Annotated in this window: 19 protein-coding genes; 8 read left to right on the top strand and 11 right to left on the bottom strand. The window is 54.3% G+C overall.

The genetic code is table 11. From position 1 onward, the window contains the following. Nucleotides 1–24: 24 nt before the first annotated feature. Nucleotides 25–756, top strand: a complete 732-nt coding sequence (sfsA, locus tag RG807_RS11815; RefSeq protein WP_309045061.1) for a DNA/RNA nuclease SfsA — start codon at nucleotides 25–27, stop codon at nucleotides 754–756. Here sfsA and RG807_RS11820 read toward each other — a convergent pair. Genes RG807_RS11820 through RG807_RS11830 form a run of 3 tightly spaced genes read right to left on the bottom strand, consistent with a single transcriptional unit; the run spans nucleotide 740 to nucleotide 3,053 of the window. Next, nucleotides 740–1,126: a Rieske (2Fe-2S) protein gene (locus RG807_RS11820; RefSeq protein ID WP_309045062.1), complete on the bottom strand. Its 387-nt coding sequence runs from the start codon at nucleotides 1,124–1,126 to the stop codon at nucleotides 740–742. The two genes, sfsA and RG807_RS11820, sit on opposite strands and share 17 nt — an antisense overlap. Further along, nucleotides 1,123–1,482, bottom strand: a complete 360-nt coding sequence (locus RG807_RS11825; protein ID WP_309045063.1) for a pentapeptide repeat-containing protein — start codon at nucleotides 1,480–1,482, stop codon at nucleotides 1,123–1,125. Before RG807_RS11825 ends, RG807_RS11820 begins: the two co-directional genes overlap by 4 nt. Before the next feature lie 32 nt (nucleotides 1,483–1,514). Next, the gene (locus tag RG807_RS11830) at nucleotides 1,515–3,053 is read right to left on the bottom strand and encodes a bifunctional aminoglycoside phosphotransferase/ATP-binding protein (protein WP_435404674.1); all 1,539 of its coding nucleotides are present in this window, start codon (nucleotides 3,051–3,053) and stop codon (nucleotides 1,515–1,517) included. A 157-nt stretch (nucleotides 3,054–3,210) separates the two neighbouring features. Between RG807_RS11830 and mrcB the strand changes: the two genes are divergently transcribed. Then, nucleotides 3,211–5,544, top strand: a complete 2,334-nt coding sequence (gene mrcB, locus RG807_RS11835) for a penicillin-binding protein 1B (protein ID WP_309045065.1) — start codon at nucleotides 3,211–3,213, stop codon at nucleotides 5,542–5,544. Then, on the top strand, nucleotides 5,541–6,113 hold the full coding sequence (locus tag RG807_RS11840; protein WP_309045066.1) for a tetratricopeptide repeat protein: 573 nt from the start codon (nucleotides 5,541–5,543) through the stop codon (nucleotides 6,111–6,113). The genes mrcB and RG807_RS11840 overlap by 4 nt, the downstream gene beginning before the upstream one ends. 55 nt (nucleotides 6,114–6,168) lie before the next feature. Here the strand turns inward: RG807_RS11840 and RG807_RS11845 are convergent, their stop codons facing one another. From RG807_RS11845 to RG807_RS11870, 6 genes are all read right to left on the bottom strand, one after another. Further along, nucleotides 6,169–7,089: a lipase family alpha/beta hydrolase gene (locus tag RG807_RS11845; protein WP_309045067.1), complete on the bottom strand. Its 921-nt coding sequence runs from the start codon at nucleotides 7,087–7,089 to the stop codon at nucleotides 6,169–6,171. A 345-nt stretch (nucleotides 7,090–7,434) separates the two neighbouring features. Further along, nucleotides 7,435–8,715: a glutamate-1-semialdehyde 2,1-aminomutase gene (gene hemL / locus RG807_RS11850; RefSeq protein WP_309045068.1), complete on the bottom strand. Its 1,281-nt coding sequence runs from the start codon at nucleotides 8,713–8,715 to the stop codon at nucleotides 7,435–7,437. Between the two features lie 15 nt (nucleotides 8,716–8,730). Continuing rightward, nucleotides 8,731–9,399: a thiamine phosphate synthase gene (thiE, locus tag RG807_RS11855; protein WP_309045069.1), complete on the bottom strand. Its 669-nt coding sequence runs from the start codon at nucleotides 9,397–9,399 to the stop codon at nucleotides 8,731–8,733. Then, the gene (thiD, locus tag RG807_RS11860) at nucleotides 9,387–10,175 is read right to left on the bottom strand and encodes a bifunctional hydroxymethylpyrimidine kinase/phosphomethylpyrimidine kinase (RefSeq protein WP_353962127.1); all 789 of its coding nucleotides are present in this window, start codon (nucleotides 10,173–10,175) and stop codon (nucleotides 9,387–9,389) included. Before thiD ends, thiE begins: the two co-directional genes overlap by 13 nt. Before the next feature lie 12 nt (nucleotides 10,176–10,187). Then, nucleotides 10,188–10,610, bottom strand: a complete 423-nt coding sequence (gene hemJ / locus RG807_RS11865) for a protoporphyrinogen oxidase HemJ (protein ID WP_309045070.1) — start codon at nucleotides 10,608–10,610, stop codon at nucleotides 10,188–10,190. Nucleotides 10,611–10,613: 3 nt separating this feature from the next. Next, nucleotides 10,614–12,389 (bottom strand): chloride channel protein, encoded by a 1,776-nt coding sequence (locus RG807_RS11870; RefSeq protein ID WP_309045071.1) that lies wholly within the window; start codon nucleotides 12,387–12,389, stop codon nucleotides 10,614–10,616. Between the two features lie 170 nt (nucleotides 12,390–12,559). Here RG807_RS11870 and argC point away from each other — a divergent pair, with 170 nt between their 5' ends. From argC to erpA, 4 genes are all read left to right on the top strand, one after another. Next, the gene (gene argC / locus RG807_RS11875; protein WP_309045072.1) at nucleotides 12,560–13,597 is read left to right on the top strand and encodes an N-acetyl-gamma-glutamyl-phosphate reductase; all 1,038 of its coding nucleotides are present in this window, start codon (nucleotides 12,560–12,562) and stop codon (nucleotides 13,595–13,597) included. Nucleotides 13,598–13,606: 9 nt separating this feature from the next. Then, nucleotides 13,607–14,347: a DUF6776 family protein gene (locus RG807_RS11880; protein WP_309045073.1), complete on the top strand. Its 741-nt coding sequence runs from the start codon at nucleotides 13,607–13,609 to the stop codon at nucleotides 14,345–14,347. Nucleotides 14,348–14,349: 2 nt separating this feature from the next. Continuing rightward, nucleotides 14,350–14,829: a bactofilin family protein gene (locus tag RG807_RS11885; RefSeq protein ID WP_309045074.1), complete on the top strand. Its 480-nt coding sequence runs from the start codon at nucleotides 14,350–14,352 to the stop codon at nucleotides 14,827–14,829. Nucleotides 14,830–14,913: 84 nt separating this feature from the next. After that, on the top strand, nucleotides 14,914–15,246 hold the full coding sequence (erpA, locus tag RG807_RS11890) for an iron-sulfur cluster insertion protein ErpA (protein ID WP_298453167.1): 333 nt from the start codon (nucleotides 14,914–14,916) through the stop codon (nucleotides 15,244–15,246). 38 nt (nucleotides 15,247–15,284) lie between these two features. Here the strand turns inward: erpA and RG807_RS11895 are convergent, their stop codons facing one another. Then, complete coding sequence (locus RG807_RS11895) at nucleotides 15,285–16,382, bottom strand: anhydro-N-acetylmuramic acid kinase (RefSeq protein WP_309045075.1); 1,098 nt, start codon at nucleotides 16,380–16,382, stop codon at nucleotides 15,285–15,287. 6 nt (nucleotides 16,383–16,388) lie between these two features. Beyond that, on the bottom strand, nucleotides 16,389–17,768 hold the full coding sequence (locus tag RG807_RS11900; RefSeq protein ID WP_309045082.1) for an OapA family protein: 1,380 nt from the start codon (nucleotides 17,766–17,768) through the stop codon (nucleotides 16,389–16,391). A 303-nt stretch (nucleotides 17,769–18,071) separates the two neighbouring features. Here RG807_RS11900 and tyrS point away from each other — a divergent pair, with 303 nt between their 5' ends. After that, complete coding sequence (gene tyrS, locus RG807_RS11905) at nucleotides 18,072–19,274, top strand: tyrosine--tRNA ligase (RefSeq protein ID WP_309045076.1); 1,203 nt, start codon at nucleotides 18,072–18,074, stop codon at nucleotides 19,272–19,274. Nucleotides 19,275–19,398 lie beyond the last annotated feature (124 nt).

Here is a 19,398-nt window from a genome sequence, read left to right on the forward strand (position 1 = left end):
ACGTACTTGGTGTTTGGAGAGCTCATGAAATTCCCGGAACCTTTGATTGAAGGACGCTTAATTCGACGCTATAAACGCTTTCTGGCTGATGTGCGTTTGCCAGATGGCGAGGAGGTTACGGCCCATTGCCCTAATACCGGCTCCATGCTGGGCTGTCAGCCTCCCGATGGCAGGGTATGGCTAAGTCGTAGTAATAACCCCGCGCGCAAATTGCCGTTCACTTGGGAGCTTGTCGAAACGGCACCTGGCATGCTGGCGTGTGTGAATACAGCCAGACCGAATGCGCAGGCCCGTGAAGCCATTGAAGGGGGGCGCATTCATGAACTTGCCGGCTACAGCCATGTCCGGTCCGAGGTGAAGTACGGCGAGGAGAAAAGCCGGATAGATCTGCTGCTGTCTGGCCACAACTCCGAGCCCGATGCCTGGGTAGAGGTGAAGAATGCCACCCTTGAAGAATCCGGTCAGGGCTTCTTCCCCGATGCGGTCACTACCCGAGGGCAGAAACATTTGCGAGAGCTCATGGCTCAGGTGGCGCTAGGTGACCGCGCTGTTCTGCTTTTCGTGGTAAATCATACGGGGATTGAAACGGTGCGGCCGGCGGATCACATCGACCCCCATTATGGCCAACTGCTGCGGCAGGCGTGCGATGCTGGCGTGGAGGTTTTAGCCTATCGGGCAAATCTTATGGGTGAGGATGGTAATCCGACGGGTGGTTTGGCTCTGTCGGAATCTGTCCCGGTTATTCTGGAAATTTGACTTCGACAACGCCTTCGACCACTCGAATATCCAACGGAGTGAGTGCGTCGCCCTGACAGGGGCCGGCTATGCATTCGCCGTCCCGGGGCTTAAACAGGGCGCCGTGGGTTGAGCATTGAAGGAACAGGTTGTCGGAATCCATAAAGCTTCCGGGTTTCCAGTTCAGCTCAACGCCCATGTGAGGGCATTGATTCAGGTAGGCTCTTGGCGTTGAACCATCCAGGAATACAAAGCCGGTCGGCGGCAAGGTGTCGGAATATGTTGCAAGACCGGCTTCGGCCCGGGGCAGCGAACATTCAATAAACTGCCCTGCCTTTAAGTCTGCCCGGGCGCACACTGCCTGCCAAGGGTTTGTTTGTGTGTCGCTCATTTTTCGGCGTTGTACCGCATCCGTGTGCCATGGTTCAGCGACATCACGATTTCGGATGCCTCAAGTCTACGGGGGAAAAAACATCCAGAAATTTTAGCGCCGGCAATGCTTGCGCCTTCCATGGCAGAGCGTGCGAAGTTGATGCCCCGCAAGTCTGCTCCGCGAAAGTAGGCGTGCCGGAAGTCCAGACCTTTTGCATCCAGCCCGCGTAAATCGAGCCCGCGAAAGTCGCCGCGAGCGAAGCTTGGCAGATCATCAGTTCGCGCAAGTTTTTCAGCATTGAACGCAGTAACATCTTCCTTGCGAAGCATTTCGTAGAGCGGGTCATTGATTTGACGTACTGCGTCGGTGTCCATGGTTTTTCCTTATTATGTTTCTTTCATGTTCTTTAGCTTGGCAGGCCAAAGTGCTGTCGTATGCGGTCTGCCACTGCTTCTGCAACGTGTTCCTGATCACTGCGCAGGTGCACGGTGTAGCTTGTTTCTTCAGTTGTCAGGGGCTCAAACCAGTCCTTCTGCGCGTCCAGTAGCTCTACCGTGGCCTCTGACGCGTCGCCCTTACGGTTACGGACCCACTCTTTGCGCAAAGCTTCGGGCGCTTCGCAGTGAATCAGGGCAAAGGGTACTCCCTGACTTTCCGCAACGGCTGCCATCAATGCGCGCTCCTTTTCTTTCAGGCTGGCGGCATCGACGATTACAGGCAGCCCGGCAGCGAGCAAGCCGCCGGCAAGCGTGGCCAGCCGCGAGTAAGTTTTTTCGTTGGCTTCGGCAGAATACAGGTTTTCCCCGGTGGAGGACTGGCTGTCTTCCAATGGCGCGAGCCCATGCAGTCGCTTGCGTTCCACGTCAGATCTCAGGCGGATCAGGCCCAGTTCTGCTGACATGGCTGCGCTGATACAGGTCTTCCCGCTGGCGGAAAGGCCCACGGTAGCCAGCAGGTAGGGGTTTGGAATGTTGCTATAATCCTCCGCAAGTTGGGCGTAGTCGCGGTAGTGCTGCATCAACCCTTCTTTTTCTTGCTCGCTCAAGGACGGATTACCCAGGGTAAACAGTGCAATCTTCGCTCTGACCAGGGCACGGTATGCTTTGTAGAGTGGTAGCAGGGGCAGCGCTTCAAAATCGCCCCGGTACTCCAGATAGGTGTTCAGAACCAGGTTCGCCAGCGCCGACTCGTTCCGGGATTCCAGGTCCATCAGCAAAAACGCAAGGTCATTGATCACATCAATCCAGCGAAACGGCTCGTTGAATTCTATGCAGTCGAATACCGTAACCTCGCCTTCGTATACGGTGATGTTGGCGAGGTGCAGGTCGCCGTGGCATTCGCGTACATAGCCGTCTGCCCTGCGCTGTGCGATCAAGTCCCGGTGGCGCTCGAAGGTGGTTTGGGTCCAGGCTTCAAGGTTGTCGAGCTGGCTGAGCAGAGTGGCATCGCTGATCAGCGGCCGAATCTGGTCAAAGTTTTCCTGCATGGCCGCGTACACGGCTTCTGGTGTGCCCAGCGGCTTGTCGTCTGCGATCGGTTCAAGGCTGTTATGGAAGTTTGCCACCTGTTTAGCCAGGCTGGATAGCAGTTCCGGTTTAAGTTCGCCGGCTTCCTGCTGCTGGTCAAGCAGCTGGTTTTGACGGAACTGACGCATTTTCAGCATGTACTCAAACGGCTCACCATCGCCGCCGATAACGGGCTGCTCAGGGCTGCCGGTGATCGGAAGCACTTCGAGGTAGAGTGGCTCTGCCAAGCGACGGTTCAGGCGAAGCTCTTCTTCGCAAAAATGCTTGCGGAGTTCCAGCGTGGAGAAATCAAGAAACCCGAAATCCATAGGCTTTTTGATTTTGTAGGCATACTGGCCCGTTAGAATCACCTGAGAGATGTGGGTTTCTATAATCTGAAATCCATCTACCGGGTGGTGGTACAGTGCAGGATTCTGCATTGCCAGCAACAGATTGCCTGGGGATGTTTCACTCACGGTGTGCTCCTCGCTTCCCTGAACTTATTGAATTTTTATCGTCCCATCATAACGGGCAGGTTACATAAATAACACATAGTTGGCCTGCCTTATCTTGTACAGGCTTCGTTATAATCCACACATGAAAAAAAACAGCTCCTCTGCAAAAAAGCCCAATAAAAAGCCCCAGAAAAAAAACGCCGGGAATGGGCGCCGCTCCTGGTTCTGGAAATTGTTCATGCGTGTGTCTGCCATTGGCCTTGTGCTGCTGGCTTGCTGGATGGTGTACCTCGACGCAGTCGTCACATCCAGATTTGAGGGGCGGCGCTTTGAAGTGCCTTCCCGAGTGTATGCGCGGCCCTTGGAACTCTACGATGGCGCAGGGGTAAGTTCGGGCGCACTGGAGCGGGAATTGACGCTTGCGGGCTATCGCAAGGGCGACGGAGTAAAGCCTGGTAGTTACCGGCGCAACGGCGGCCACTTTATTATCAGCACCCGCGGATTTCGTTTTCCGGATGGCAATGAGCCCAGGCGAAGGCTTTCTTTGAACATATATGGCGATCGTATCCAGGGTTTCTCCGTATCCTCCGGTGACAACGCAGCAATCGTAAGGCTCGAACCTGCGCGCATTGGCGGAATTTACCCGGCGCACAAGGAAGATCGCATACTGGTGCGTCTGGAAGAGGTCCCTGAGTTGCTGCCCCAGGCCCTGATGGCTGTGGAAGACCGCAACTTTTATAACCATTTTGGAATTGCACCGGCCTCCATAGGCCGTGCCATGCTGGCCAATATGCGCGCTGGGCAAATCGTTCAGGGCGGCAGCACCCTCACGCAGCAGCTGGTTAAAAACTTTTTCCTTACTCGGGATCAGACCCTGCTACGCAAGGGCAATGAAGCTTTGATGTCGATCTTGCTCGAATGGCATTACGAGAAAGACGACATACTGGAAACCTACCTGAACGAAGTGTATCTGGGGCAGGCGGGCACCCGCAGCATCAACGGGTTCGGGTTGGCCAGCCAGTTCTATTTTGGTGAGTCATTGAAAGACCTGGGCGTTCACCAGATTGCGCTGCTTGTGGGTATGGTTAAAGGACCGAGCTATTACAACCCCCGTCGCCATCCGGAGCGAGCGACACAGCGACGCAATCTGGTTATCAGTGAGATGGAGGATGCTGGCCTGATTGATTCAGCAAAAGCGGCCCGTGCTCGCGGCCTGTCACTTGGCGTTAGTGCAAAACCGTCGTATTCAGAAAACCGCTACCCCGCGTATATCGATCTTGTTCGGCGGCATCTGGCACGGGATTACAAAGAAGCAGATCTGCGCAGCGATGGTCTCCGAATTTTTACCACCCTGAACCCGGCCATTCAGTACGCAGCTGAGTATGCCGTTACGGATACCTTGCCTAGGCTGGCCAGCGGAGATGTCGGCAAAGCCCTGGAAGCGACGCTGGTAGTCACCGCCAAGGATTCCGGTGAAGTTCTGGCTCTGGTGGGCGGCAAAGACCCGCAGTTTGCCGGGTTTAACCGGGCTTTGGATGCTAACCGCCCCATAGGATCCCTGATCAAGCCGTTTACTTATCTGACCGCGTTGGAACAGCCGGATCGTTACACCCTGATGACGCCAGTGCTGGATAAATCTTTTACGCTTGAATTTGATGACGGCCGGCGCTGGCAGCCGAAAAACTACAGTGGTGAAGAGCGTGGCGAAGTACCCCTGCATCGCGCACTCTCGAAGTCCTATAACTTGCCCGCCGTGCGTGTGGGCCTGGATGTTGGCGTTCCGGCTGTCATTAAAACCTTGCGGGCGTTTGGTGTGGCAACACCGATTTCTGAATACCCGTCCATGCTATTGGGTTCGGTTGCCATGAGCCCGGTCACCGTTGCCCAAATCTATCAAGGCTTGGCGACGTCCGGGTTCAATACGCCGTTGCGCACGATCAGAGAAGTGACGGATTCAGCCGGCGGAGCGCTTTCACGCTATAGCCTTGAGGTGGATCAGGTGGCGGACCCCGCGGCAGTGCATCTGCTGCAGTACGCAATGCAAGAAACCATGCAGGAAGGTACAGGGCGCTCGGCTTACTACTCGGTTCCCAAGGAGCTTACGTTGGCCGGTAAAACCGGAACAACCGACGACGGCCGCGACTCCTGGTTTGCCGGCTTCAGCGGAGATTTGCTGGCGGTTGCCTGGGTGGGCCGGGACGATAATGGACCCACCGCGCTAACCGGCGCTACCGGAGCCTTGCCCGTATGGTCGCGGTTCATGGCACAAGTGCCACAGCACGGTTTCTCCCCGGTAATACCCGATGGTGTCAGCTACCACTGGGTAAATCCGGAAAAGCAGGCATTAACCGATGAGTACTGCGATAATGCGCGCCTTCTGCCGTTTATATCGGGTAGTGAGCCGACACAGAAGGTGTCTTGCTCTGGTACCCTTGAGCGGAAAATTCGAGGCTGGTTTGAAGGGTTGTTCCAATGAGTAGGCAAGGTGTTTTTCATGTGGGTATGTTGGCAGCATTTCTGAGCCTGGCGGGTTGCGCAACTGGTCCGGGAGGCCCTATTTACGTGCCTGCAGGGGGCTCTGAACGTGCGCCGGAACCACCACAGACGGCTGAAGGAAAAGACGAGACTCAAGTCTGGCGCAAGAGTGAGCAGACGGAAAGCCGAGAGCCAGAACAGCAGCCCCAGCGTAGCAGCAAACCGAGTTATCAGGATGCCGGAGACGCACTTTCACCGGCAGCTCTCAGTCTGGTTCGCGAAGCGGACGCCCTGTTACAAAGGGGCGATACCCAGGGTGCCATTGTTCGGCTGGAGCGAGCGCAAAGAATCGCGCCGAGATCTGCAGAGGTCTACTTCAAGTTGTCGGAAGCCTATGTGGCCGGTAATAAGCTTGGGCCTGCAGAGCAATTTACGTTGAAAGGGTTATCTCTGGCGGGAAACGATTCCCGCCTGCAGCGGGCAGGTTGGTTGTTGCTGGCGGATATACGCAGGGCGCGGGGTAATGTGGCAGGGGCAAGCCAAGCTGAAGAGCGTGCGGCAGCCTTGTAACATAGCGTGGTGAATGACCCTGCCAGAGAGATTTTCTGGCAGGGCCGGGTGTCGCTTAAAGACCGGCGTTCTTCAACCGGTTTGCGTGTTGCTTGATTACAGCTTTCGGATCGGTCTCAAATAAGCTGTGCAGTCCTAATGCCTGGTTTACTTCATCCAGGTGATTCATGAAGTAGTTGTCCCGGATAATCTTGCCAAAATGGTTGCTGCAGCGCTCAACAAGGCCGTCATGCTGAGATGAACCCATTGCCAGGCTGGTAACACCAAGTAGGGCGTCGGAAGGATCCAGAACGTTGGTGAGAACGCCAGTGCCACCCCAGGAATAGAAGCGAACGCCGTTTGCGGAATGTGCGCCTTCACCGCAGGCGCTTGTTGGGATGCCTGCAGGTGCAAAGCTGTTGAACTCTGCACTGCCTTGGGTTGTAAGAGATTGAAGGCTTGCTTCCATATTTTGATCGTATCCGCCGCCGGAGATCAGGTCTATAAGACCGCCAAGCGCGTTGCCCAACGTATTTGCCAGTCCGCTTGCTGGTGATCCGATGATCACATCAGCAACAGCGGAGCCTTTGTGAGGCGAGCCTATAGATGTAACCGAGGCCACCAAGTCAGGCCGTACCCGGGCTACATAGCGGGCCGTAGGTCCGCCATGGCTATGGCCTACGAGGTTTACTTTGCCGTGCACGGCAGCAATAGATTCTACCTGTGACAGCAGTTCCTCACCCCTGGCAATAGTGCTTTCCAGGGCCGGTACCTGCGTTGCATAAACATCCGCGCCATTTTTGCGGAGATCCTCTGCGATGCCATACCAGTAGTCCACGCCAATAATCGAGTTGAAGCCGAACATACCGTGCACCAATACTATGGGGTATTGGGTGCCAGCGTAATTTGCGGGTTTAGAGTTCCACCACCAGGCGGCGGAGGGGGCTGACCAAGCTATGGTCACAACCAGAGCGAGTGTTTTGATCCAGAGTTTCATGGTTTTTCCTACAGTTTGAGGTTGTGTTTGTTATTCAAACTGCGGCTCAACCTAACGGGTTGTTCCAGATACTTCGCGCCTGTGCCATAACGCATGGCGCAGAGCCTCTGCTTACTGACTTCCATGTTGTTGTTAGATGTTTGCCGTCAGAGCATCGCTACGGATACTTGGCTATAATTTGATCAGTGCGGTTTTATAGTCAACGGCTAAAGGGGCAAAACTTCCAGGGAGGGGGTTATAGCGTGACGAGGGTCACAGATTGTCTCGACAGGACATCGTTTTGACGTCCTGCCGAGTGTCGGTGCAAAAGCGTATTGCCCGATCTGAACCGACAAGCTTGGGCAATTAAAGAGTTGCGAAAACCTTCTTGGCTGCAGCAATCGTATCGGCGATGTCCTGATCCGACAGAGCGGCGCTAGTGAAACCAGCCTCAAAGGCAGAAGGCGCGAGGTAAACTCCTTCTTTAAGCATGCCTTGGAAAAATGTCTTGAAGCGTTCCACGTCGCAGGCCATTACCTGATTGAAGCTGGTAACACTGGATTCTTCAGTGAAGAAGAAACCAAACATAGCGCCTGCGCCCTGAACGGCTAAAGGTATGCCTGCCGCATCTGCTGCAGCCTTCAAGCCATCCCGTAGTGCAACAGTTTTCTCGGTCAGACGATCGTGAAAACCTGGTTCAGAGATGGCGTTCAGGGTTGCCAGACCTGCGCTCATGGCCAGTGGGTTGCCGCTCAGCGTGCCGGCCTGGTACACCGGGCCTAGAGGCGCAATATACTCCATGATTTCACGCTTTCCACCAAAGGCGCCAACAGGCAGGCCTCCGCCGATTACCTTGCCTAGCGCTGTCAGGTCCGGGGTTACCCCATACAGACCCTGAGCACCGCCGAGTGATACGCGGAACCCGGACATCACTTCGTCAAATATCAGCACGGTGCCGTGCTCATCGCAGACTTCACGCAGGCACTCCAGAAAGCCCGGAACCGGAGGTATGCAATTCATGTTGCCTGCAACCGGCTCCACGATAATGGCTGCAATCTCATCGCCCATTTCTTTAAAGGTCTTGCGAACACCTTCAATATCGTTGAAGTCGAGAGTCAGCGTGAGCTCAGCCAGGCAACTGGGAATGCCGGGCGAGTTGGGAACGCCCAAGGTTAGTGCGCCGGAGCCAGCTTTAACCAACAGTGAATCAACGTGCCCGTGGTAGCAGCCTTCAAACTTGATGATTTTGTCGCGGCCGGTGAATCCGCGGGCTAGCCGAATGGCGCTCATAGTGGCCTCGGTGCCAGAGTTCACCATGCGCACCAGATCAATTGACGGTACCAGTTCGCACACTTTGCGAGCCATATCGGTTTCGATAGAGGTAGGTGCGCCGTAGCCAACCCCGAGATCTACCTGAGCGTGCAGGGCCTCTTTGATGCGCTTGTCAGAGTGGCCAAGAATCATTGGGCCCCAGGATCCGATGTAATCAATATAGCGCTGGCCGTCCTCATCGTAGAGGTAGGCGCCTTCAGCGTGTTTGAAAAAGATCGGGGTGCCACCCACGCCACGGAATGCGCGAACGGGGGAGTTAACGCCGCCAGGGATGTATTTCTGTGCCTGTTCGAACAGGGTTTCGGAGTGTGTCATTTGTGGGAGCTCCTGTTATCTGGGAGTTGAAAATAGTGGATGGTGGCTGGCAAACAGCCTTTGGAATGTCTGTGCTTTCTGTATTGTGGCTTCGGGGTTACCCCCAAAAAGTCCGCCAACAACCGCTAGCAGATCTGCGCCCGCGCGAACAAGGAGCTCGCCGTTTTCTGTAGTGATCCCACCAATGGCCGTAACTGGCCGCTTGAAACGTTTTGCTTCGGCCAATATGGCAGTTGAGGCGGGTGGGGCATCCGGTTTGGTTGATGAATTGAAAAACCGACCAAATGCCAGGTAATCTGCGCCACCTGCGGCGGCTGCTTCAGCCAGTGCAAGGTCGGCATGGCATGTAATACCAATAATTGCGCCATCCCCAAGCAGATGACGAGCCTCTGCCGCCGATCCATCTGTTTGGCCAAGGTGAACACCCGCAGCGCCTATGCGCTTTGCTAGCCCGACATCATCGTTAATCAGCAGAGGGGTGTCTGTAGTGGCGCATACGGATTGCAGATTTCTTGCTTGTGCCAGCCGTTCCGCCATGGGCGCCGACTTTTCCCGATACTGCACCATCACAGCACCGCCGAGAATGGCGGCTTCTACGGAGGCAACCATAGTTGCAGGAGGAGTTAGTTGGCTGTCGGTAATGGCATAAAGCCCGATGGGTATACGCCGTTTCATCGCTCCCACAGAATGCCCCGATCCGGAACCGGTTGGCCTCTTCCCACCTTAAGGGCGTGCAAAATAGTGCGGTGCACGTAGTTCTGAGCTTGGGAAATCGCGGCACGGGGTGATAGACCTAGCGCTCGACCGGCAGCAATTGCGGCTGCCAGTGTGCAGCCTGTGCCATGGTATTCTCCGCCAATGCGCTCAACATCCCACCATGTGGGTGTGGGGGCGTGGTTGTAAAGTGTGTTGGTGATGTGAATTCCAGTGCCATGCCCACCGGTTGCGAGCACCGAAGCACACCCTTTACTGAGTAGTTTGCGCGCAGCCTCGGCAGGATCATCACACTCCTCCAGTAAGGCCAACTCTACACCATTAGGGGTGATCATCTCCGCCAGGGGGAATAGGCGTGCTTTCATGGTGGCAAGCAGTTCATCATCCGCCAGATCGCCACCGCCAGCTGCCTTGATTACCGGGTCGGTTATCACCGGGATATCCGGATGCTTCTTGAGAAATTCAACCAAAACATCCACAACCGCAGAGTTGCCCAGGGCTCCGGTTTTTACCGCGTGTATTGGGACATCTTCGGCGATGCATCTGAGTTGCTCACGTATCAGTTCCGGGTTGACGGCTTCGGCACCGTATACATTCCGGGTATCCTGAACAGTCAGACAAGTGAGCACAGGTAACGGGTGGCACCCGAGTGATGTGATGGCCTGAATGTCCGCCTGGATGCCGGCGCCGCCGGAAGGGTCCAGGCCGGAAAGAACAAGTACGTGGGGGCGAGTGTAGTATTTGATTGCTAAAACTCCCTAGAACGGCTTAACGACAGCGAGAATAACAACTGCGAGCAAGATAAGCACCGGCAACTCATTGAACCAGCGATAGAATACATGGCCGCGAGTGTTGAGGTCGTCGCGGAACACCTTGACCAGATGCCCGCAATAAAAGTGGTAGATAATCAACAATGCCACGAGCAGCAGCTTTACATGCAGCCAGCCCTGGCTGAAGTAGCCCGACACATTATAAGTAAGCAACCAGGTGCCAAAGATCACGGTGGCAATCATTGAGGGTGTGGTGATGCCCCGATAGAGTTTGCGCTCCATGATTTTGAAACGCTCGCGCCCCGGCTCGTCCTCACAGGCTGCATGGTAGACGAACAGCCTTGGCAGATAGAACAGGCCGGCAAACCAGCACACCAGAGAAATTATATGAAAGGCCTTAACCCACAGCATTGATCAGCTCCGTCGATATTGGTAATAACTTTCGATGTCAGATTTAAGCATAACGCCGTAAACCCTTTGAATCATTGGTGCTACATGGCGTTGCACATACAACGCCTCAGCGCTGGAGTTCTCAAACTCGTGCATTGCCTCTTCGAGGGTCGCTTGATATTGCACCGGTGCAATATCGCGCCGGTGTGCGGGTATGTCCATCAGGTCAATCGATTCGACAGGTTCGTCCGTTTCGTTCGACGCGGCATCTACTGAATCTTCCAGGTAACGGGCAAGGTCGACCGCAGGTAACAAAGCTGTGGGGCCGTTCTTGCCATCGACGATCAACCACTTTGGTTCCGCCTGGAGCGCTTTGCGGGCCTCTTCCGCCGTGAGGTGTCTATTTATGCGCAGTATGCTCTTGTCCATGATTGCCGCCACAGATACCCGTCGCAAAGCCTGGATAACCGGTGAGCTTTGATAGCTAAGGCCTTGGCTTTTAAGTACGGTCAGGAAGAGGGATTTTTTTCCGAATGCCTCACTTGTGATAAGCGTAGCTGTGGTAATAACCAGCATACCGGGAAGAATAATGTTGGGATTGCGGGTTAGCTCCATAAGAGCCATTAGCGCGGCTAGGGGAGCCTGTAACACCGCACCCATCATGGCGCCCATTCCGAGCATGGCATAAAAGCCGACCGATGAAGCGTGGCCGGGGAGGATGTCTCCCCCGATGAGGCCCAGAGCCCCGCCAAGCGCAGCGCCCATGACAAGCGTTGGGCCTATAATGCTGCTGGGCATGCCCAGCCCGACGGTCAACGCGGTGATAACCAGTTTCGCAGCACCTACGCTAAGAAGTAACCAGAGGCCGAGTTCGCCGTTCATGGTTTCGTTTACTGTGTCGTATCCAATGCCCATGGTTTGGGGAACTGCCACAGCGGCAACGGCCATCAGCATCCCGGCGATGATCACTCGCAATAAGATGGGGCGCTGGTTGAACCGCCCCATGGCGTCGACCAGATGAATGAATAGCGCTGCGGAAACGCCAATAATAATAGCAATAACCAGAATCCAGGGTATCTCCAGAAACGAGTTCATGGTCAGCGCAGGTACGTTAAATGCGGGCTCAGATCCATACACTAGCTGGGTGACCACCGCTGCGCTAACGGCCGCAAGAATAATGGGCGTGAACCCGGCTATCGTGTACTCCATCATCACCACTTCCATGGCGAAAATTACTCCGGCAATTGGGGTGTTGAATGATGCGGATATGGCGGCAGCACAACCGCATGCCACCAGGGTGCGTATGCTGTTGTTGGGTAGGCGCATCCACTGCCCCATGAGGCTAGAGAATGCAGCGCCCAAATGAACGGCAGGCCCCTCCCGGCCAGCTGATTGCCCGGTGATCACCGTGCCCACACCCACAACGAACTGAATAATAGCGCTCCGTGCGGTGATGTAACCCTGGTGGTAATTCAGGCGCTCCATCACATGGACGACACCAACTTTCCGGTCATGAGTGGCTAGGCGGTGTAAAAACAGGCCAATACTGAGCGCGCCTGCAAGTGGCAGCACGCCGCGGGTGATTATATCGAGGCTTTCAAACGCTTCGGAGCCTTCTCCCGGCAGGAAATACTCCAGCGGCCATTCGATGGCCAGCCGGAAGACCAGAATCACGGCGCCCGTGACCAGCCCGGATAGCAGACCCAGAATAGCCAGCTGTGGTAAAGAATCCACACCGGACATACTGCGTGTGAAAACAGAGGTTATTCTTTCACTAATCCGATGCCAGACTTTATTCATGGGTGCCGATGTTCCGGAACAAGAGAGTGGCCTTCCAGAGGGTTTCTGACATCATTGTAACTGTCACTTTGCAGGCTGCAATGAGTCGTTGGTTTATCATGATAGACTAAGGCGTTAAGCTACAGGCAAAGACACCTCGAAATCCTTATCCAACGTCGCTGGAGAGCAAGTTGATAAAAGTAGGCATTGTGGGCGGCACCGGCTACACCGGCGTCGAACTCCTCAGAATTCTCGCTGTTCATCCGGAAGCAACGGTAAGCTGCATAACCTCAAGATCTGAGGCCGGAGTGCCGGTATCCGATATGTACCCAAATCTCCGTGGGCACTTTGATCTGGCTTATTCAGAGCCGAACGCCAGTGTTCTTGCCGCCTGCGATCTGGTGTTTTTTGCAACACCACACGGCGTTGCAATGGAGATGATTCCTGAGTTAATGGCTGCGGGTGTGCGGGTTGTTGACCTGTCAGCAGACTTCCGACTCAAGGATCTGAAGGTATGGTCCCAGTGGTACGGCTTGCCCCATAAATCACCGGAGTGGGTTGAAAAGGCTGTTTACGGTTTGCCAGAAGTCGCGCGCGCTGAAATTGCCAAGGCACAGCTGGTTGCTAACCCCGGGTGCTATCCGACAGCGGTTCAGCTGGGCTTTCTCCCACTGCTGGAGAGTGGGCTGGTTGACCCGTCACGGTTGATTGCAGATGCCAAATCCGGCGCCAGCGGCGGTGGCCGACAGGGCAAAATTGCCATGTTGCATGGTGAAGTCAGTGAAAGTTTCAAAGCCTATGGGGCATCAGGCCACCGTCACTTGCCGGAGATTCGACAGGGCTTGTCTGCCGCGGCCGGCACTGAAACCGGTGTAACATTTGTGCCTCATCTTGTTCCGATGATTCGCGGCATAGAAGCAACGCTCTATGCAGAACTGAAGAATCCGGTTGATTTTGACCGTTTGCAGGCACTGTTCGAGGAGCGTTACCGTGACGAGCCGTTTGTAGACGTGATGCCGTTCGGTAGCCATCCGGAGACCCGGAGTGTACGGGGTGCAAACTTGTGCCGTATGGCACTGCATCGCCAGGAACAGAGCAACATTGTGATCATTTCCTCTGTGATTGATAACCTGGTGAAAGGCGCGGCCGGCCAAGCTGTCCAGAACATGAACATCATGTTTGGCCTCAAAGAAACGCTGGGCCTTGAAGCACCTGCGCTACTGCCGTGAGGAACGCCAGTGAGCGAACAACGAAAGCCCTCTGAGGAGTATGTTGTTATCCGCCATCGGCCGGGGTATCGGCTGAAGCGGGTGCTGATTATGATCGTATTGACAGTGATTGCTGGCGCTGGCGGGTATGCAGCCGGGCTGGCTCAGGGAGGCTTTCGGTCCACAGGGGTCGAGGCCTCAAACGAGCGGCTGGAGGACAAGCTTGCAGCGCTGGAAGCCAACTACCGCGATGCTCGTCAGCGTTTGGTTAATCTCGAGCGTGGTAAACTCATCGATGAGCAAGCACTGAATCAGGCCCGGAACATTATTGTGGAATTGGAAACCCGGGTAGGCTCGCTTAAATCGGATCTCACGTTCTATAAAAATATCATGGCGCCCTCAGAAACCAGCAAGGGGTTGCAGGTTGATCGGTTTTCGCTGGCCAACGATCGCCTGGCGGGTGTTTATAACTTCAAGCTCGTGCTAACCCAGGTTGGTAACAACAAGAGCTATATTTCAGGAGTTGTTGCCGTCAATGTAATTGGCGTGCGCGATGAGGAAAAAGAAGTCATTGCACTGCGAGACCTTTCCCAGGAAATAGAGGATCTTGGCGTGAAATTCCGCTTTCGGTATTTCCAGGATGTGGAAGGTAAACTGACGTTGCCAGACGGTTTTGAACCACTTGAAGTGCAGGTGGTTGCTCAGGCCGAAGGACGCAAATCCTCGCAGGCCGAACGAACCTTCGGCTGGGGCGATTTAACGGAGAACTAGAAATGTTTGGCAAGAAAAAGGCAAAGCCCCGTCGGGCCACCGGTAACTTCGATACGCTGATCTCTTCGCGCACGACCATAGAAGGGGATGTGCGTTTTTCTGGCGGCTTGCATGTTGATGGTCATATCAGAGGCAAAGTGCTGTCTGAAGAGGGGAGTGATGCAGTTCTGAGAGTTTCAGAGGTAGGTGAGGTGACCGGCGACATATCCGCCCCGCATGTAGTCATTAACGGAACAGTTCACGGCGACGTGTATGCGTCTGCGCATCTGGAACTCGCTGAAAAGGCCGCTATTAACGGCAGCGTTTACTACAATCTCATCCAGATGGCGATGGGCGCATCGGTAAACGGCAATCTCGTTCACCAGCGTGAGCCTTCTGGGTTGCTGACCCAAGATAAGGTGTCGCGGCCGGAAGCTGATCGCAATCTTTCCGTCGAAAGCGCTGACGAGTCTTCCGGCGAAGATGGTGGTAAGTCCGAATAGTTGATTGTTTTACTCAGGAATACCATAATCAATGCAGTTGTATCAGGTAATCCGGAGGCAAGCTTGAGTGTAGTTCAACAGCAAATGGCAGCACCGCTGTTTTTCAGCGATAGTGCGGTCAACAAAGTACGAGAACTGGTTGATGAGGAAGGCAATTCCGACCTCAGGCTGCGCGTGTTTGTTACCGGCGGTGGATGTTCGGGGTTTCAGTACGGGTTCTCATTTGATGAAACTCAGGATGAGGAAGATACCGTAATTGAGCGGGATGGAGCTGTATTGCTGGTAGACCCTATGAGTTACCAGTACCTTGTTGGCGCCACCGTAGATTACCAGGAAGGCTTGCAGGGCTCTCAGTTTGTGGTACAGAACCCTAATGCGAGCTCTACCTGTGGTTGTGGTAGCTCGTTTACGATTTGAGGTTGTGTGAGTTTAATGCCCGGCAGCGATCGCTTGTATTATGCCGGGTAAATTGCCCCAAGAATTCGCGGACCTTTAGCTCCGGTTACCTCTGGCAAGTTCCCTGGTTTGTGCTCCATCGTTTGCTGTGCCAGCCATGCAAATGCAGTAGGCTCTACCCACTGCGGATCAAGACCGAGTTCAGCGGTGCTGTGCACGCGAATAGGGCTAAGTCCCTGAGAAATTTCCTTCATAAGCAAGCTATTCCGAGTACCCCCGCCACAGGCATAAACGATCATGCCCGGTGACTGAGGCATTTGTCGGATCGCTGTGATCACGGTCAGTTGCAGTAGTGTGCGCTGAACGTCTTCTGGCAGAACATTTTCGTGTCGCTTCACCAGAGTTTTAACCCATTCAAGATTAAACTTTTCTTTCCCGGTGCTCTTGGGGGTCGGCCGCTCAAAGTAAGCATCCGTGAGCATGTCACTCAACAGTGCGTGGTCAACAATGCCTTCCATGGCCCAGTGGCCGTCTTCATCGTAAAGGCGTCCGGTTTGATCCTGGCACCATGCATCCATCAGAGCATTTGCAGGCCCCGTGTCGAAGCCGGTTGCCGGGCTGCGTCGAGCTGATGGAATCCAGGTTATGTTGGCGATGCCGCCGAGATTGAGGATGCATCTGTCTTCTGTGTCCGAACCGAAAAAATGCTGATGAAAGGCTGGAACCAGAGGAGCGCCTTGCCCACCAGCGGCCATGTCACGGCTGCGGAAATCTCCCACTGTCGTAACGCAGGTTTTCTCTGCAATGATTGACGGGTTGCCGATCTGGAGTGAGAAGCGGCCGGGCCCGGAAGGTTGGTGCCTCACGGTTTGTCCGTGGCTTCCAATGGCACGAATTGACGACCTGTCTACCCCGGACTTGCAGATCAGGGCTTCCGCGGTGTTTGCGAAAAGTGTGCCGACCAGTGTATCGAGTTCGCCCACTTCGTCTGGTGTGGCCTGATTCTGGCTAGCCAGTACCAAGCGCTTGCGCAGGGCTTCAGGATAAGGAGAGGAGTGCGTGGCGTGAGTGCGGACAGATTTGCCCTGGAAGGACACCAGCACGGCATCTATGCCATCCATGCTGGTGCCGGACATGAGCCCGATCCAGGTGTCCATAATAACTCAGTTGTCCGAGGCCAAAGCCAGGTGCTGGTAGTTTGTCCGGAAGGCTTCAAACTGTGCAACTTGCTGTTGCGTATGCTTTTTGAATCGTGCCATTTCAGTCGCCGGAATTGGCTGTGCATCAGGCAATTTTACGGTTCTCGAGTTGCGCGGCGAGCCGTTTACGCGGAATTCATAGTGCAAGTGTGGCCCGGTTACCATGCCGGAGGAGCCAACGTAGCCTATAGTTTGGCCTTGCTTGACACGGGCGCCGTTTTTCATGCCTTTAGCTAATCGGCTCATGTGTGCATACAGCGTGGTGATGTTGTCACCGTGCTTTAAAACAATTGTACGGCCATAGCCGCCTTTCCAGCCGGAAAACTGAACTCTACCATTACCCGCAGCTTTGATTGGTGATCCTGGAGGTGCGGCGTAATCTGTTCCTTCATGAGGGCGCACTACATCCAGTACAGGGTGGCGGCGCTGTAGGTTAAATGACGAGGAAATTCGCGCGTCGATAGGTGTGCGCAAGAAAGCCTTGCGCATGCTTTTACCGTCGGGTGTGTAGTAGTCGCTATCGCCATTGCTGTCTGTATAAAGGAGGGCAACGTTTTCTTCGCCACGGTTTACGAAGCGAGCAGACAGAATGCGTCCGGTGCTGAACTTCTCACCATCGAGATAGAGTTCTTCATAGACAACTTCAAACTGGTCGCCCTTGCGAACGTCGTAAACAAAGTCTATATCCCAGCCAAATATGCCAGAAAGCTCCATAGTTAGGCGATCGTTTAGCCCAGCTTCGCGCGCGGCGAGGTAAAGTGAACCATCGATGGTGCCCGAAGCAAACGCAGGCTTGGGCTCGGGTTCGCGGACTTCCGTTTGGCCTGTAAAAGTCCCTTCTTGTATGTCAATCTTCAGTGTTTCCAGGCGGCTGCGCTGGAGTTCAACTGCTGCAAGCTCACCGTCGCTATCAATGGCAAAGCGGATCGTTTCGCCAGCGTAGAGGCGTTGCAGCTTGTCTGCCTCACCTTCGCCATGAATTACGGAGAGCATGGTGCCGTCGTTGAATCCCGCTTTCTTGAAAAGGGAAGATAGTGTGTCGCCTGATTTAATATCGAATGTTTGCCAGGTATGGCGGGGTGTAATTTCGGCGGTTACAGGCTCTGGAGTCTCCGGAGAAACAACAGCAGGCTGATCTGCAGCAACGGGCTCGGCAGCGGTGGAGCGCTTCTGTGGCGACTTTTGGGAGATAATTGCTGACGCCTTACCCTGCTCCAAGTCGAGGGTATATGACATTCGTTTGGCCTCAACGTCGGCGCTGGGGCTCATCAAAATTGCGGCAGATACTACAACGGTTGCAGCAGCGGCAATGGTAATATGGGTTTTTGGAAACATTTTCAACAAGTGTCGCATCCGTTTCAATCCGTATTCCGGCAGCTTGTGCCATCTAGTTAAAGCTGTTGTTCAAGTGTGAACCAACAGATTACCGTATAAAAAGCGCGTGGAACAGCGTAGAACATTACGGTTGTTGCGCTGCAGGCCGGATTTCTTGCGGTGCCATTGATATAATGCGACCGCCCGAAATGCCCGGCATTGTTTAAAAACTGAGCGCTTACACTTTAGCAGGGCACCAGGTAACTCACAGAGTTCTTTTGTTGAAGTCTGTAACTGATATTTTTTGTGAAACCGATTGGGGATACAAGATTCATGGCATCTATTGATGAAGCGCTGGCGATTATCAAGCGAGGCGTAGACGAACTAATACCGGAAGATGATCTGGTTGCGAAGTTAAAAGAAGGTCGCCCTTTGCGTATTAAGGCAGGTTTCGACCCTACAGCCCCCGATCTCCATCTCGGTCATACCGTGCTGATTAATAAGCTACGCCAGTTTCAGGATCTCGGGCACGAGGTCATCTTCCTTATAGGAGACTTCACCGGAAAGATCGGTGACCCGTCGGGTAAGAGTGCCACCCGGCCACCGTTAACCGATGAGCAGGTCGCGCAAAATGCGATTACCTATAAAGAGCAGGTGTTTAAGATTCTGGATCCGAACAAAACCCGGGTGGTCTTCAACTCTGAGTGGATGAGCAAGATGGCTGCGGCCGACATGATCCAGTTAGCGGGTCAGTATACTGTTGCCCGGATGTTGGAGCGTGACGACTTCACCAAGCGCTATCGCTCTGAACAACCGATTGCCATACACGAGTTTCTTTACCCGCTAATACAGGGTTACGACTCGGTTGCGCTGGAGGCGGATGTTGAGTGCGGCGGTACGGATCAGAAGTTCAATCTTCTGATGGGGCGTATATTGCAAAAGCACTACGGTCAGGCTCCGCAAGCTGTCCTGACTATGCCCATATTGGAGGGTCTGGATGGCGTTCAGAAGATGTCCAAGTCTTTGGGTAACTATATAGGTGTAAACGACGCGCCGGGTGAGATGTACACCAAGCTACTGTCTGTGCCCGATGAGTTGCTTTGGCGATACTTTGAGCTTTTGAGCTTCCGTCCCCTTGCGGAGGTGGCTGAGTTCCAGAAGGCTGTTGAGGAGGGGGCTAATCCCCAGGACTACAAGAAGCTGTTGGCGGAAGAGATCATTACCCGTTTTCACAGCGAAGAAGCTGCAAGTACGGCCCACAAGTCCGCAGGTAACCGGGTTGCATTGGGGGATATCCCGGAGAATGTTCCTCAAGTAGAGGTTTCCCTGGAGGGGCAGGCGGAGATTCTTATGCCGTCTGTCTTGCGAATGGCTGGCCTTGTAAAGAATGGAGCGGCTGCGCGTGATGTCCTGGGTCGCGGTGCGGTGTTTGTTGATGGTCAGCAATTTGAGGGTGATCGTGCCTTTGTCGAAGGTGATAGTTGTGTGATTCAGGCTGGGAAGAAGAAGATTGCCCGCATTTTGATCACTGCTTGATCGATTTTCGGCTATTTTGAGTTTATTTCAAAATGGCCGTTGACAGATCTGCGTGTGTCTGTAGAATGCGCATCTCCTTCGAGGGACACACCGCTGAGACGGGGTGGATTGAGAAGGTCAACTG

Origin of the sequence: Marinobacter sediminicola (assembly GCF_031157525.1) — a bacterium.
In the GTDB taxonomy this organism is placed as follows: Bacteria; Pseudomonadota; Gammaproteobacteria; order Pseudomonadales; family Oleiphilaceae; genus Marinobacter; species Marinobacter sediminicola.